This is a genomic window from Streptomyces sp. NPDC090445, from assembly GCF_044769385.1.
Lineage (GTDB): Bacteria > Actinomycetota > Actinomycetes > Streptomycetales > Streptomycetaceae > Streptomyces.
In genome coordinates this window covers 109,051-122,948 of sequence record NZ_JBIVXV010000005.1, presented here as the reverse complement: position 1 = coordinate 122,948, position 13,898 = coordinate 109,051, and the positions used below count along the sequence as shown (strand labels likewise).

Genomic DNA, 13,898 nt, shown 5'->3' with positions numbered 1-13,898 from the left:
GTCCGGTACCGGACCGGCTTGCAGGAACGTCATGGTGTGTCGGTGATCCGGGACCGGATGCCCCGGGATCAGGCCTCGGCCTGTGCCTCGTCAGAGGCGTCGGCAGCCTCGGCAGAGGCGACCTCGTCGCCCTCCGCGGCGTCCGCTTCCTTGGCGGCGGCCGCACCCTGGCGCTCGGCCTTGCGAGCGGCCTGGGCCTCGCGGGCTTCGGCCATCGCCTCGGTCTTCTTCTTGTGGGGACCGAGGACCATGATCATGTTGCGGCCGTCCTGCTTCGGGTTCGACTCGACGAAACCGAGCTCCTGGACGTCCTCCGCCAGACGCTGCAGCAGTCGGTAGCCGAGTTCCGGCCGGGACTGCTCGCGACCACGGAACATGATCGTGATCTTGACCTTGTCGCCCTGCTTGAGGAACCGAACGACGTGACCCTTCTTGGTGTCATAGTCGTGCGGGTCGATCTTCGGCCGGAGCTTCATCTCCTTGATGACCGTGTGCGCCTGGTTCTTGCGCGCCTCACGGGCCTTCATCGCCGACTCGTACTTGAACTTGCCGTAGTCCATGAGCTTGCAGACCGGCGGACGGGCAGACGCTGCGACCTCAACCAGGTCCAGGTCGTACTCCTGCGCGAGTTCAAGCGCCTTCGCAAGCGGGACGATGCCCACCTGTTCGCCGCTGGGACCGACGAGTCGCACCTCAGGGACACGAATCCGATCGTTGATGCGGGGCTCGGTGCTGATGGATCCTCCTCGGTAGCACCACACGGCTGTCAGGCAGACAGCCGCTGACGTCTGTGTCGTCGTGACCAACCGCGGCAGGGCAACAAAAATGCCCCGACGGGCACAGGCAGGGGCTCCAAGACAACCGGAGCACCGCCGCATGCGAACCGCGGGGCGCAGACTCGGGCGGCTTTCCATCGTCCGTACGGAACGATGGATGCCGCCTGACCGGTGACCCGCCGCCCCGGAGGGCGGTCAGGTGGGAGAACGGAGCCTCCACTTGTGGGCCGGGGACGTACGTCTCCGGCCGGTCGTAGCCCAATATAGCATTCCGCGCCAGACCTGCTCACCCGGTGGCAGGTCAGGCGCCCGCGCGGCCCGGCTTATCGTGTGGGACATGACTGACGCGACCCCCTCCCCCGCCGCCGAGGCCGACCAGGCCCCCGACTACGACGACCTGACGCGTGACATCGCGGACGTGCCCGCAGTCGAGGTGATCACCACGGTGGCCGTGCACCTGCTGAGCGCCGCGGCGGTCAACCTGGGCCTGGACAAGCCGGACTCCGAGCACAAGGACCTCGACGAGGCCCGCAAACTGATCACGGCCCTGGCCGGCCTGGTCACGGCCAGCGCCACCGAGATCAGCTCCTTCCACGCGGCCCCGCTGCGCGACGGCCTGAAGTCGCTCCAGCTCGCGTTCCGCGAGGCGTCGATCGTCCAGGACGAGCCGGGCCAGGGGCCGGGCGAGAAGTTCACCGGCCCCGTCTACGCCTGACGGGCGAACACCCGGCCGGGCAGGCCGGGTGTCCGGCGGGCCGGGAACGGCATACGGCAGGGCCGGGGCGGTGCGCCCCGGCCCTTCGTGTTTTCGTGCTTCTTCTCACTCCGCTTCCCGCTCCGGCGGGCTCAGCGGGTGAAGAGCGCCTCCCCCGGCGGGGCCGGGGCCGTCTCGGGGAGCAGCGCCAGGTCCAGCCCGCGCACGAGGCGGGCCCGCAGGGTCTCGTCCGCCGCCAGCGCCTCGGCGATCCGGCGGGCGGCGGCCGCGGCCTCGGCCTCCGGGCCTGCGGCCGGCACGACCACGAGGATGCCGTCGGCGTCCGCGCCCGCCGGGACCAGGTGGGCGCGGAGCACGGAGGGCTCCGCCGCCACCACGGCCCGTACGGCCTCCCGCACCGCCGGATCGGCCAGCGGGTCGGCGTCGGTGCGGCCCTCGGCCAGCGCGAGCAGCGCGGAGCCGGTGAGCTGGTAGGTCACGGGGCCGGCCATGTCGAGGAGCAGGGTGTCGGCCTTCTCGTGCGCGACGGCGGCCAGCGCCTGGCGCAGGGGTACGGCCACGGGCCGGGCGCCCGGGTCCCACAGCGCGAGCGAGGCGATCGAGGTGAACGCGGGCAGCGCGCGCCGGTTCCCCGCCTGCAGGGTGGGGACGGCCATGTCGCTGGTCTTCTCGCGCTTGAGGCCCGTCTCCGGGTCGGTCTCGACGTCGCCGAGGATCGCGACGACCGGCACGAGCAGCCGGGCCCCCCGGAGCGCGGCCAGCAGCTCCGGCTCCTTCGCCCGGTCCTCGGACCAGGCGGCCAGGGCCGCGCTCAGCCGGGGGTCGGCGGAGCCGTCATCGTCGGAAAAACCGGGATCGGGGATGGTTTTGTTCGCCACGCTTCCCGACCCTATCCCCCTCCGCGGCGGCGCCGGCGCCCGGTCGGGCCCCGCGGCCCGGAAGGGTCCCGGGGCAGGACTCGGAGGCGGTCGGGGCTCGGGACGCGGCCGGGGCTCGGGACGCGATCAGGACTCGGAGGCGTGCCGCGCGGCTCGGGGCCGCCGGGACAGTACGGCGGCCAGGGCGAGCAGCGCCAGCCCGGTGCCCGCGGCCACGGGGACGCGGAGCCGTTCCGCCCGGTCGGCGGGGCGGGCGGGTTCGGGGCCCGGGCCGAAGTACCGCTGTCCGGCGGCGACGGCCGCGGGGAGTGCCGGCTCGGGGCGCAGGGCCTCCGCGGCCTGGAGGGCGGCGACGGGGTCCACGAGGCCGTGGCCGCGGGAGTCGTCGCGGCCGCCGGCGGGGGCGTCGGCGGCGGTGTCCTGGAGCAGCTTCTTGATCTGGGCCGGGGACAGGTCCGGGTGGGCGGCCTTGAGGAGGGCGACGGTGCCGGAGACGAACGCGGCGGCCGCGCTGGTGCCCCAGCCCTCGTAGTACGCGCGGTCGGGGTCGGCGATGACGACATCGACGCCGGGGGCGCTGACGCTGGCGTACCAGTTGCGGGTGGAGAAGGCGGCCTTCCGGCCGCTGCGGTCCACGGCGGTCACGGCGATGACCCCGGGGTAGGCGGCCGGGTAGGAGGCGTGGTCGCCCTGGCGGCCGCCGTTGCCCGCGGAGGCGACCACGACGACGCCCTTGGCGAGGGCGTACTGGACGGCCTCGTCCTCGGCTGCCTCGTGGTGGGCGGAGTCGCTGTCGTCGCCGAGCGACAGGTTGATGACGTCCGCGCCGTGGTCGGCGGCCCAGCGGATGCCCTCGGCGAGGGCGCCGCCCTTGCTCTGGCGGGCCTTGGACCGGCCCGGGTCGCCCTCTTCGAGGATCACCCGGACCGGCAGGATCCTGGCCTGCGGGGCCACGCCGAGCACGCCCTGGCGGCGGTTGCGGCCGTGGCCGTGCCCGGCGATGATCCCGGCCATCGCCGTGCCGTGGCGGGCCCAGGCGCGGTCTCCGGGGCCGGCGCCCATACCGATCAGGTCGGTGCCGTCGAGGACCTGTCCGGCGAGGTCGGGGTGGGTGGAGTCGACGCCGGTGTCGAGGACGGCGACGGTGACGCCGTCGCCCTGGGTGATGCCCCAGGCCTCCTCGGCGCGCAGGGCGGTCAGGGCCCACTGGCGGTCGCGCACGGCGTCGGCGGCGGCCGGGGGTGCGGTGGCGCCGACGAGGACGGCGCCGAGGACGAGGGCCGCGGCGGAGCGGGTGCGGCTCACCGGGCGGCCCCCGCGGAACCGGAGCCGGAACCGGGGCCGGGGCCGGAACCGAAGCCGGAATCGGGGCCGGAACCGAAGCCGAAGCCGAAGCCGGAATCGGAGCCGGGGCCGGGGCCGGGAGCGGCCGCCGTCGCGGTCTTCGGGGCCGTCGGGGAGGCGAGGGAGCGGACGGTGCCCTCCATCCGGTCGGCGACCGCCTTGGCCGCGTGGCCGAGTCCGGCCTGGGCTACGGCGCCGGGGGCGTTCTTCCGCATCGCCTCCTCGGCCGGGACGGGCGCCTCCAGGGTGCGGCCGTCGGCGAACGCGGAGACGGCGTAGACGACGACCGGGGCGTCGGGCAGCACGGACGCGGTCCAGGCGGCGCGGCGGGCATCCGCGAAGCCGTACGCCGGCGGGGCGGTGAGCCGGCCCCGCAGGCCCTCCATCGCGGTGGCGTCGGCGGGGGTGAACACCATGCCGACGGCGATCAGGGAGCTCCGGGTGGCGTCGGCGTAGGTGGCGCGCAGGACCCGGGTGCAGCCGGTGGGGGCGAGCGCGGCCTGCCAGTCGGGGGCGAGGGCGGGCCCGCAGTCGGAGTCGGGTGCGAGGGCGACCCGCGTCCAGGTGCGGTCGGCGCCGCCGGGGCCGCTGTCGGGGCCGGTCAGGACGGGCGGGAAGAGGCTGTCGGCGGGGGCGGCGCGCCAGAGCGAGGCGGCGGTGCGGTAGGCGGCCTCGGGGGTCGGCGGGCGGCCGGCGGCATGCCGTTCGGCCCAGCCGGTGAGGGCGGCGGCGGCCAGCAGGCCGGTCCCGAGCACGGCGCAGAGGGCGGCGGCCGCGGTACGGGCTCCGCCGCGGGGGCCCCGCGGATCGCGATCGCGGTCGCGGTCGGGTTCGGGGTCGGGGTCGGTCAGGGCCGCGGTCTGCGGTGTCGACGTGCTCATCCGGCGGCTCCGCCCCCCGTTTCGTACGGCTGCCTCCGGGGTACTGTACGCGGCCGCCCCGACCGCCCCTGCCCTCCGGCCGGCGGCGACGGCCGGGGCCAGGGCTGCCGGGGCGGGTGTGACGCGGGGGTTACCCGGGGGTACGGCGGCGTGGCAAGCTGCGGGCCATGACTGCTGCCGCCGGTGGGGACCGGGCCCGGTACGACCGGGCCACCGCGCATCTCGACGCTCCCTTGGCCATCGTCGACCTCGACGCGTTCGACGCCAATGCCGATGATCTGGTGCGGCGGGCCGCCGGGAAGCCGGTCCGGGTGGCGAGCAAGTCCGTCCGCTGCCGGGCGCTGCTCGAACGGGTCCTGGCCCGGCCGGGGTTCGCCGGGATCATGTCGTACACCCTCGCGGAGTCGGTCTGGCTGGCCCGGTCGGGGTTCGAGGACGTGCTGCTGGCCTACCCCTCGGCCGACCGGGCCGGCTTCGCCGAGCTCGCGGGCGATCCGAAGCTGGCCGCGGCGATCACCGTCATGGTCGACGACCCGGCGCAGCTGGAGCTGATCGACCGGTCCCGCGGCGGCGGCACCCAGGAGATCCGGGTCTGCCTGGAGCTGGACACCGCGCTGCACCTGTTCGGCGGCCGGGTCCGGGTCGGCGCCCGGCGCTCGCCGCTGCGGGAGCCCGCGCAGTTGGCGGCGCTCGCCCGGACGGTCGCGGCCCGGCCGGGGTTCAGGGTGGTCGGGCTGATGGGGTACGAGGGCCATGTCGCCGGGGTCGGCGACGCGCCGGCCGGGCGGCCGCTGCGGTCCCGGGCCGTCCGGCTGATGCAGGCGGCGGCCCGCCGCGAGCTGGCCGCCCGCCGCGCGGAGGCGGTGCGGGCCGTGCGGGCGGTGGTCCCGGACCTGGAGTTCGTCAACGGCGGCGGCACCGGGAGCGTGCAGCAGACGGCCGCCGAGGACGCGGTCACGGAGATAGCGGCCGGGTCCGGGCTGTACGTGCCCCGGCTGTTCGACAACTACACGTCGTTCCGCGGCCGGCCGGCGGCGCTGTTCGCCCAGCCGGTGGTCCGTCGGCCGGGCGTCGGCGTGGTCACCGTGCTCGGCGGCGGGTACCCGGCCTCGGGCGCGGCCGGCGCCGACCGGCTCCCCCAGCCGTACCTGCCGGCGGGGCTGCGCTACGACCCGCAGGAGGGCGCGGGCGAGGTGCAGACGCCGCTGCTCGGCGCCCCGGCCGACGACCTGCTGATCGGCGACCGGGTGTGGTTCCGGCACGCGAAGGCGGGCGAGCTGTGCGAACGCTTCGACGTCCTGCACCTCGTCGAGGGCGACCGCGTGACGGCGGTCGTCCCCACGTACCGCGGCGAGGGCCGCACGTTCCTCTGACTCCCGCCTCCGACTCCCGGACGGCGGCCCCTGCCCTTCACCGGTCCGACCCGTGTCCGACGGGGCGGCCGGGTCGTGGGCTTCCGACCCCCACGGCGCAGGGGTGTCGTCCTCGTGGCCGGCCCGGGCCTCCTCGGGGAGCCACGTGCGCCAGGATTCCATGTCGAACTCCCCCTCCTGCACGGTCAGCAGGTGTTCCAGCCGCCCAGCTTGATCCCGGGGGCTTTGGCGAGGTGGGCCGTGCACCGGAGCCCGGTCTCGGCCTCCAGTGCCTCGAAGCGGTCGTCGAGTGCGTCGCGGAGGTCGCGGGGCAGGTCCCGGCCGGGTACTCGGTCACCTGGGTGTGGCGGGACGTGTGCCGAACACTGGGGCTGGGGTCCGACAGCCGTGGCGGGCCCCGTCGGAGACCACCACTTCTTCTACGGGGAGAACTGACATGCGCACGAGCGCGGACAACCTCATCGAGCACCTCCGGGGCAGCGGGCTCGCTGTGGACGCGGTCGTGGGGAACGGGCCGGGTCCCTCGGTGGAGGACGCCTGGCGGGCCATGGCCGGGTTCGAGGTGGAGCCCAGCGCGTCGTTCCCCCTGGACGCGGACCGGGCGGGGGTGCACGGGCTGTGGCTCGACCACGCCCGCCGGGCCGGGGTCGTCGGCGACGACGGGACGTTCCTCATCACGGCGGTGGTCACCGGGAGTCGGGAGGTCGGCTGGGTCCGGGTGCGGCTCACCGGGGCCGCCGACGTCTCCCGGCTCGTCGACGACCAGGGGCGGATCGAGTTCATAGCCCGGTCCGCGTCCGGCGACCGCGTCTGCGGCATCACCGCGGAGGAGTACGGCCACTGGGTCGTCAGCCTCGCCCTCCAGGACGGCTCCGGCCCGGATGCGGGGCAGCCGGGCGTCGTGTGACGCCCGGCTGCCGGGTGGGTGGTTCGGTGGCGGACCGTGGTGGTCCGGTGCGGCTACAGGGGGGTGACGTACGCGCCGGAGATGCCGCCGTCGACGAGGAAGTCGGTGGCGTTGATGAAGGAGGAGTCGTCGCTGGCGAGGAAGGCCACGGCGGCGGCGATCTCGGTGGCCTCGGCGAACCGGCCGACGGGGATGTGCACGAGGCGGCGGGCGGCCCGCTCGGGGTCCTTGGCGAACAGCTCTTGGAGGAGGGGGGTGTTCACGGGGCCCGGGCACAGGGCGTTGACGCGGATGCCCTCGCGGGCGAACTGGACGCCGAGTTCGCGGGACATGGCGAGCACGCCGCCCTTGGAGGCGGTGTAGGAGATCTGGGAGGTGGCGGCGCCCATGATCGCCACGAAGGAGGCGGTGTTGATGATGGAGCCGCGGCCCTGGCGCTGCATGTAGGGCAGGGCGGCCTTGCAGCACAGGTAGACGGAGGTGAGGTTGACGTCTTGGACGCGCTTCCAGGCCTCCAGGCCGGTGGTGAGGATGGAGTCGTCGTCCGGGGGCGAGATGCCGGCGTTGTTGAAGGCGATGTCGACGGAGCCGTAGGTGTCGAAGGCGGTCTTGAAGAGGGCTTCGACGTCTTCCGGGCTGGTGACGTCGACCTTGACGAAGGTGCCGCCGACCTCCTCGGCGGCGGCCTTGCCGGCGGTCTCGTCGATGTCGGCGCAGACGACGTTGGCGCCCTCGGAGGCGAGGCGGCGGGCGGTGGCGAGGCCGATGCCGCTGCCGGCCCCGGTGATGACGGCGGTGCGGCCGACCAGGCGGCGGCAGACGATCTCTTCGGTGGGCTGGGCGGTCATGGTTCAGGCCTCCGTGCTGATGAAGACGTTCTTGGTCTCGGTGAATGCGGTGAGGGCGTCGGGTCCGAGCTCGCGGCCGAGTCCGGACTGCTTGTAGCCGCCGAAGGGTGTCCAGTACCGGACGCTGCTGTGGGAGTTGACGGACAGGTTGCCGGCGGCGACGGCGCGGGAGACGCGCAGGGCGCGGCCGACGTCGCGGGTCCAGAGGGAGCCGGAGAGGCCGTACTCGGTCGCGTTGGCCAGGCGTACGGCGTCCTCCTCGTCCTCGAAGGGCAGGACGACGGCGACGGGCCCGAAGACCTCCTCGGCGGCCACGGGCGCGGTGGGGGCGACGTCCGTGACGAGGGTCGGGGGGTACCAGAAGCCGGGGCCGTCGGGGGCGGTGCCGCGGATCGCGGTGAGGTCGTCGGTGACGTAGGAGCGGACGCGGTCCAGTTGGGCGCGCGAGATGAGCGGGCCCATCTGGGTCTTCTCGTCGGCGGGGTCGCCGACGACGACCCCTTCGATGCCGGGTGCGAGCAGGTCGAGGAAGCGGTCGTACACGGTCCGCTGGACGAGGATCCGGGTGCGGGCGCAGCAGTCCTGGCCGGTGTTGTCGAGGAAGGACATGGGGGCGGCCGCGGCGGCCGCCTCCAGGTCGGCGTCGGCGAAGACGATGTTGGGGCTCTTGCCGCCGAGTTCGAGGGTGACGCGCTTCACCCGGTCGGCGCACTTGGCCATGATCTGCTTGCCGACGCGGGTGGAGCCGGTGAAGACGATCTTCGCGACTCCGGGGTGTTCGACGAGCGCGTCGCCGGCGGTGTCCCCGCGGCCGGGGAGCACCTGGAAGAGGTGCTCGGGGATCCCGGCTTCGAGGGCGAGTTCGGCGAGGCGCAGTGCGGTGAGGGGGGTGGTCTCGGCGGGCTTGAGGATGACGGCGTTGCCCGCGGCGAGCGCCGGGGCCAGGCCCCAGGCGGCGATCGGCATGGGGAAGTTCCACGGGGCGATGACGCCGATGACGCCGAGGGGTTCGAGGAAGGTGACGTCGATGCCGCCGGGGACGGGGATCTGCCGGCCGGAGAGCCGCTCGACCCCGCCGGCGGCGAAGTCGAGGAGGTCGCGTACGTTGCCGGCCTCCCAGCGGGCGTTGCCGATGGTGTGGCCGGCTTCCCGGACCTCCAGGAGGGCCAGTTCCTCGATGTGCCCGTCGACGACCGCGGCGAAGCGGCGCAGCAGCCGGGCCCGGTCGGCGGGGGCGGCGGCCGCCCAGGCCCGCTGGGCCGCGGCGGCGCGGGCGACGGCGGCGTCGACATCGTCCCGTGTGGCGGCCGGGACGATGGCGACGGTTTCCTCGGTGGCCGGATTCAGTACTTCCAGCGCGTCGGACACGTGGGCCTCTCAGACGTTCGGATCAGGGGTGCGGTACCGCGCCCGTGAAGGGCGCGGGGAACTGCGCGACCAGCCCCCGCCGGCCCGCGGTTCGTGACCGGGCTTCCGGCGGAGCGCTGGGCAGCGCTGGAGGCGGGGGCTAGAGGCGTTCGAAGGAGCGGCGGCGCTCCCAGTCGGTGACGGCGGAGTCGTAGGCGTCCAGTTCGACGCGGGCCATGTTCAGGTAGTGGGCGACGACCTCGGGGCCGAAGGCGGCCTTGGCGATCTCGCTGTTCTCCCACAGCTCCGCGGCCTCCCGCAGGGTGGCGGGGACGTGGGCGTAGTCGCCGGTGTAGGCGTTGCCGGGGCAGGCGTCGGGCAGTTCGAGGCCGTTCTCGATGCCGTGGAGGCCGGCCGCGACCAGGCCGGCGACGGCGAGGTAGGGGTTGACGTCGCCGCCGGGGAGGCGGTTCTCGAAGCGCATGGAGCGGCCGTGTCCGACCACTCGGAGGGCGCAGGTCCGGTTGTCCATGCCCCAGGCGACGGCGGTCGGGGCGAAGGATCCCGGCCGGAACCGCTTGTACGAATTGACGTTCGGGGCGTAGAGAAGGGAGAAGTCGCGCAGCGCGGCGAGCTGGCCGGCCAGGAAGTGCCTCATGACGGGTGACATTCCGCCGGGTCCGTCGCCGGCCATCGCGTTGCGTCCGTCGGCGTCGGTGAGCGAGAGGTGGATGTGACAGGAGTTGCCCTCGCGCTCGTCGAACTTGGCCATGAAGGTGAGCGAGACGCCCTCCTGGGCGGCGATCTCCTTGGCCCCGGTCTTGTAGACGGAGTGCTGGTCGCAGGTGGTCAGGGCCTCGTCGTAGCGGAAGGCGATCTCGTGCTGCCCGAGGTTGCACTCCCCCTTCGCGGACTCCACGACCAGGCCCGCGCCCTGCATCTCGTTGCGGATCCGGCGCAGCAGGGGTTCGATGCGGCCGGTGCCGAGGACGGAGTAGTCGATGTTGTACTGGTTGGCGGGGGTCAGTCCGCGGTAGCCGGAGTCCCAGGCCTGCTCGTAGGTGTCCTTGAAGACCATGAACTCCAGCTCGGTGCCGACCATGGCCGTGTAGCCGTGCCCGGCGAGGCGCTCCAGCTGGCGGCGCAGGATCTGCCGGGGGGCGGCGGTGACGGGCCCGCCGTCGTTCCAGGCGAGGTCGGCGAGGAGCAGGGCGCTGCCGGGATGCCAGGGGATCCGGCGCAGGGTGGCGAGGTCGGGGCGCATGGCGAAGTCGCCGTAGCCCCGCTCCCACGAGGACATCTCGTAGCCGTCGACGGTGTTCATGTCGGTGTCGACGGCGAGGAGGTAGTTGCAGCCCTCCGTGCCGTGCTCCATGACCTCGTCGAGGAAGAACTGTGCGGCGAACCGCTTGCCCTGGAGCCGCCCCTGCATGTCGGGGAAGGCCAGGACGACTGTGTCGATCTCGCCGGCGGCGACGAGGGCGCGGAGCTCCTCGGGCGCGAGCGGCGGCATGCGGTCAACCACGGGGATCTCTCCTTCGGTGAGCCGAGGAGGCCTAAGGTATTGAAAAGAACCATTGATTGGGAAGGGGAGGAGCAGAGATGACCGACACGGCGGACGAAGGCGGCGCGATGGCGCGGCTGAATCCCGTGCTCCGCCAGGTGCGGGCGGGCAACGGTTTCGAGGAGGCGCTCGAACAGATCCTCCAGGTGGTCCGGCTGGGCCTGGTGCCGGGCGGGGAGCGCCTCCCGCCCGAGCGGGAGTTGGCGGAGGCGATGGGCATCAGCCGGGTCACCCTGCGCGAGGTGCTCAAGGTGCTGCAGGAGCAGGGCCTGGTGGAGGCGCGCCGCGGGCGGTACGGCGGGACGTTCGTGCTGCCCCGCCCCGACACCCCGGCCGGCGGCACCGAGGACGAGCTGCGCCGGCGCGTGGCGGGTGTGGACCTGGAGGACGTCCTGCGGTTCCGCGAGGTCCTGGAGGTGGGCGCGGCCGGGCTGTGCGCCTCCCGAGGGCTGTCGGAGGAGGACTCCGGGCGGCTGCTCGGCGCGCTGGCCGCCACCCACGACGCACCCCTGGCCGACTACCGCCGCCAGGACACCCTCTTCCACCTCACACTGTGCGAGCTCGCCGGGTCGGCCACGCTCACCGCCCAGTACGCCGCCGTCCGCGCCAAGGTCAACGACCTGCTGGACTGCATCCCGCTGCTGGTGCGCAACCTGGAGCACTCCCAGGCGCAGCACACCGCGCTCGTGGACGCGGTGCTGGAGCGCAACACCGACGCGGCCCGCGAGGTCATGCGCGAGCACTGCTGCGGCACGGCGGCGCTGCTGCGCGGATTCCTGGCCTGAGAAGGGCGCCCCACACGTCACCCCGAGAGGTTTTCGTAACCCTCGTTTTACGCAGGGGTCTTGCGCACTCCACTCGACTGGCGCAAAGGTACGCGGCACAACCATTGTCCCGGGCAGGAGCGACGCACATGGCCGACGACACCGGGGCACGGCTGACAGCCGTGCCCGAATCCACCAGATCCCCCGAGGGCGGCGACGACTACCTCCAGCGGCGCACCCTGCGCCGCGGCAGCGCCGGCTGGCTGCTGCTGACCGGCCTCGGCGTCGCCTACGTCGTCTCCGGCGACTTCTCCGGCTGGAACGTCGGGCTCGCCCAAGGCGGCTTCGGCGGACTCGCCGTGGCCACCGTGCTGATGGGCGCGATGTACGCCTGCCTCGTCTTCTCCCTCGCGGAGCTGTCCGCGATCCTGCCCACGGCCGGCGGCGGCTACGGCTTCGCCCGCCGGGCGCTCGGCCCCTGGGGCGGCTTCCTCACCGGCACCGCGATCCTCATCGAGTACATCCTGGCCCCGGCCGCGATCGCCATCTTCATCGGCGACTACGTCGAGTCCCTGAACCTCTTCGGCCTCACCTCCGGCTGGCCCGTCTACCTCGCCTGCTTCGCCATCTTCATCGGCATCCACCTGTGGGGCGTCGGCGAGGCCCTGCGCTTCTCCCTCGTCGTCACCGCCGTCGCCGTCGTCGCCCTGGTCGTCTTCGCCGTCGGCGCGTTCACCGAGTTCGACCCGGCGCGCCTCGACGACATCCCCGTCGACACCGCCGCCCTCGGCGCGAACTCCTGGCTGCCGATGGGCCTGCTGGGCATCTGGGCCGCGTTCCCCTTCGGCATGTGGTTCTTCCTCGGCGTCGAGGGCGTGCCGCTCGCGGCCGAGGAGGCCAAGGACCCGGTCCGCTCGATGCCGCGGGCCCTGTCGACCTCCATGGCCATCCTGGTGCTCCTCGCCCTCGTCACCTTCCTCGCCTCCACCGGCGCGCGCGGCGCCGACGCCATCAAGGACGCCGGCAACCCGCTGGTCGTGGCCCTGGAGGGCAACCCGGGCCTGGGCTGGCTCAAGACCTTCGTCAACTACGCGGGCCTCGCCGGGCTCGTGGCCTCGTTCTTCTCCCTGATCTATGCCGGCTCGCGCCAGCTGTTCGCCCTGTCCCGCGCCGGCTACCTGCCCCGCTTCCTGTCCCTGACCTCGCGCCGCAAGGCCCCGTACCTGGGCCTGCTCATCCCCGGCGCGATCGGCTTCGCCCTCGCCGCGGCCACCGGGAACGGCCCGCGCATGCTCAACATCGCGGTCTTCGGCGCGACCATCTCCTACGCCCTGATGGCCCTGTCGCACATCGTGCTGCGCCGCCGCGAACCGGGCCTGGAGCGCCCGTACCGCACCCCCGGCGGCATCGCGACCTCCTCGGCGGCCTTCCTCCTCGCCCTGTCGGCCCTGGTCGCCACCTTCCTGGTGGACAAGGACGCGGCGTTCATCGCCCTGGGTGTGTACGCCGTCGCCCTCGGCTACTTCGCGTTCTACAGTCGGCACCACCTGGTGGCCTCGGCGCCGGAGGAGGAGTTCGCCGCGCTCGCCCGAGCCGAGGCGGAGCTGACCCGGGACTGACCGAACCCGCCGGCCCCGCGGGCCCCGCCGGCCCCGTCGGCCCCCGCCGGCTCCACCCACCCCGACCTTTCGCCCCCCTCCCCCGAACTGCCCCTGGAGGTGGCACTCGTGCCCAGGCCGCTCATCGGCATCACCACCTACGTGGAGGAATCCACCCGCTTCAGGGTGTGGGACGTCCCGACGTCCCTCGTGCCCTCCGGGTACTACGAACTCGTCCAGGCGGCGGGCGGCGCGGCCGTGCTGCTCCCGCCGGACGAACCCGGAACCGCGGCCGAGGTGCTGAGCCGGGTCGACGGCCTGGTCGTCGCCGGCGGCCCCGACCTGGACCCGGTCCGCTACGGGGCCGCACGCGACCCGCGTACGGGCCCGCCGGCCACGCAGCGGGACGAGTGGGAGCTGTCCCTCGTCGAGGCCGCCCTGGCCGCGGGCCGCCCGCTGCTCGGCATCTGCCGGGGCATGCAGGCACTGAACGTGGCGCTGGGCGGCACGCTGGTCCAGCACATCGACGGCCACGTCGAGGCCCCCGGGGTCATGTCCTGGCACCCGGTCCGCCCGGTCGCCGGCACCCGGTACGCGGAACTGGTCCCGGAGGAGGCGGAGGTGCCGACGTACCACCACCAGGCGGTGGACCGGCTGGGCCGCGGCCTGATCGCCTCCGCCCACGCGGTGGACGGCACGGTCGAGGCGATCGAGCTGCCCGACCCCGACCGCTGGGTGGTGGGCGTGCAGTGGCACCCGGAGCGGGACAAGGACACCCGCGTCCTGGAGGCGCTGGTCGCCGCGGCGGCCGCGTACACCCCGGCCCCCGCCCGCTGACCGGCGTCCCGGCCCGCCGGACCGCGACGCCGACGTGCGGGGCGTCCGGCGGGTCGGAAGACTGGA

The 13,898-nt window shown here is 74.0% G+C and carries 13 protein-coding genes; 6 read left to right on the top strand and 7 right to left on the bottom strand.

Annotated elements, in window-relative coordinates; translation table 11 throughout:
* Positions 1–68: 68 nt before the first annotated feature.
* Positions 69–761: a translation initiation factor IF-3 gene (infC, locus tag ACIQUT_RS13805; protein WP_403563161.1), complete on the bottom strand. Its 693-nt coding sequence runs from the start codon at positions 759–761 to the stop codon at positions 69–71.
* Positions 762–1,113: 352 nt separating this feature from the next.
* Here infC and ACIQUT_RS13800 point away from each other — a divergent pair, with 352 nt between their 5' ends.
* Positions 1,114–1,491 carry a DUF1844 domain-containing protein gene (locus ACIQUT_RS13800; RefSeq protein WP_403562716.1) on the top strand — a complete coding sequence of 126 codons (378 nt, stop codon included), beginning with the start codon at positions 1,114–1,116 and terminating at the stop codon, positions 1,489–1,491.
* A gap of 131 nt (positions 1,492–1,622) precedes the next feature.
* Here ACIQUT_RS13800 and ACIQUT_RS13795 read toward each other — a convergent pair whose 3' ends face one another.
* From ACIQUT_RS13795 to ACIQUT_RS13785, 3 genes are all read right to left on the bottom strand, one after another.
* A complete protein-coding gene (locus ACIQUT_RS13795) occupies positions 1,623–2,369 on the bottom strand; it encodes an SseB family protein (RefSeq protein WP_403562714.1) in 747 nt (248 codons plus the stop codon).
* A gap of 126 nt (positions 2,370–2,495) precedes the next feature.
* Complete coding sequence (gene mycP / locus ACIQUT_RS13790; RefSeq protein WP_403562712.1) at positions 2,496–3,674, bottom strand: type VII secretion-associated serine protease mycosin; 1,179 nt, start codon at positions 3,672–3,674, stop codon at positions 2,496–2,498.
* The gene (locus tag ACIQUT_RS13785; protein WP_403562710.1) at positions 3,671–4,594 is read right to left on the bottom strand and encodes a hypothetical protein; all 924 of its coding nucleotides are present in this window, start codon (positions 4,592–4,594) and stop codon (positions 3,671–3,673) included. Before ACIQUT_RS13785 ends, mycP begins: the two co-directional genes overlap by 4 nt.
* 167 nt (positions 4,595–4,761) lie before the next feature.
* Here ACIQUT_RS13785 and ACIQUT_RS13780 point away from each other — a divergent pair, with 167 nt between their 5' ends.
* Together ACIQUT_RS13780 and ACIQUT_RS13775 are read left to right on the top strand one after the other, a co-directional pair.
* The gene (locus tag ACIQUT_RS13780; protein WP_403562709.1) at positions 4,762–5,967 is read left to right on the top strand and encodes an amino acid deaminase/aldolase; all 1,206 of its coding nucleotides are present in this window, start codon (positions 4,762–4,764) and stop codon (positions 5,965–5,967) included.
* A 436-nt stretch (positions 5,968–6,403) separates the two neighbouring features.
* Entirely contained in the window at positions 6,404–6,874 is a 471-nt protein-coding gene (locus ACIQUT_RS13775) for a hypothetical protein (RefSeq protein WP_403562707.1), read from the top strand.
* A 53-nt stretch (positions 6,875–6,927) separates the two neighbouring features.
* On the opposite strand, the gene ACIQUT_RS13770 is transcribed toward ACIQUT_RS13775, so the two are convergent.
* The 3 genes from ACIQUT_RS13770 to ACIQUT_RS13760 all read right to left on the bottom strand — a co-directional run bounded on the left by ACIQUT_RS13770 (position 6,928) and on the right by ACIQUT_RS13760 (position 10,594).
* Positions 6,928–7,722 (bottom strand): 3-oxoacyl-ACP reductase, encoded by a 795-nt coding sequence (locus tag ACIQUT_RS13770; protein ID WP_361096100.1) that lies wholly within the window; start codon positions 7,720–7,722, stop codon positions 6,928–6,930.
* A 3-nt stretch (positions 7,723–7,725) separates the two neighbouring features.
* Positions 7,726–9,090, bottom strand: coding sequence for an aldehyde dehydrogenase family protein (locus ACIQUT_RS13765; RefSeq protein WP_403562705.1), 1,365 nt, complete (start codon positions 9,088–9,090; stop codon positions 7,726–7,728).
* Positions 9,091–9,229: 139 nt separating this feature from the next.
* Positions 9,230–10,594 (bottom strand): glutamine synthetase family protein, encoded by a 1,365-nt coding sequence (locus tag ACIQUT_RS13760; RefSeq protein WP_403562703.1) that lies wholly within the window; start codon positions 10,592–10,594, stop codon positions 9,230–9,232.
* 77 nt (positions 10,595–10,671) lie between these two features.
* On the opposite strand from ACIQUT_RS13760, the gene ACIQUT_RS13755 reads away from it, so the two are divergent.
* The 3 genes from ACIQUT_RS13755 (at position 10,672) to ACIQUT_RS13745 (ending at position 13,832) form a co-directional block, all read left to right on the top strand.
* Positions 10,672–11,418, top strand: coding sequence for a FadR/GntR family transcriptional regulator (locus ACIQUT_RS13755; RefSeq protein ID WP_403562701.1), 747 nt, complete (start codon positions 10,672–10,674; stop codon positions 11,416–11,418).
* A 128-nt stretch (positions 11,419–11,546) separates the two neighbouring features.
* The gene (gene eat, locus ACIQUT_RS13750; RefSeq protein ID WP_403562699.1) at positions 11,547–13,016 is read left to right on the top strand and encodes an ethanolamine permease; all 1,470 of its coding nucleotides are present in this window, start codon (positions 11,547–11,549) and stop codon (positions 13,014–13,016) included.
* Between the two features lie 108 nt (positions 13,017–13,124).
* Positions 13,125–13,832: a gamma-glutamyl-gamma-aminobutyrate hydrolase family protein gene (locus tag ACIQUT_RS13745; protein ID WP_403562698.1), complete on the top strand. Its 708-nt coding sequence runs from the start codon at positions 13,125–13,127 to the stop codon at positions 13,830–13,832.
* Positions 13,833–13,898 lie beyond the last annotated feature (66 nt).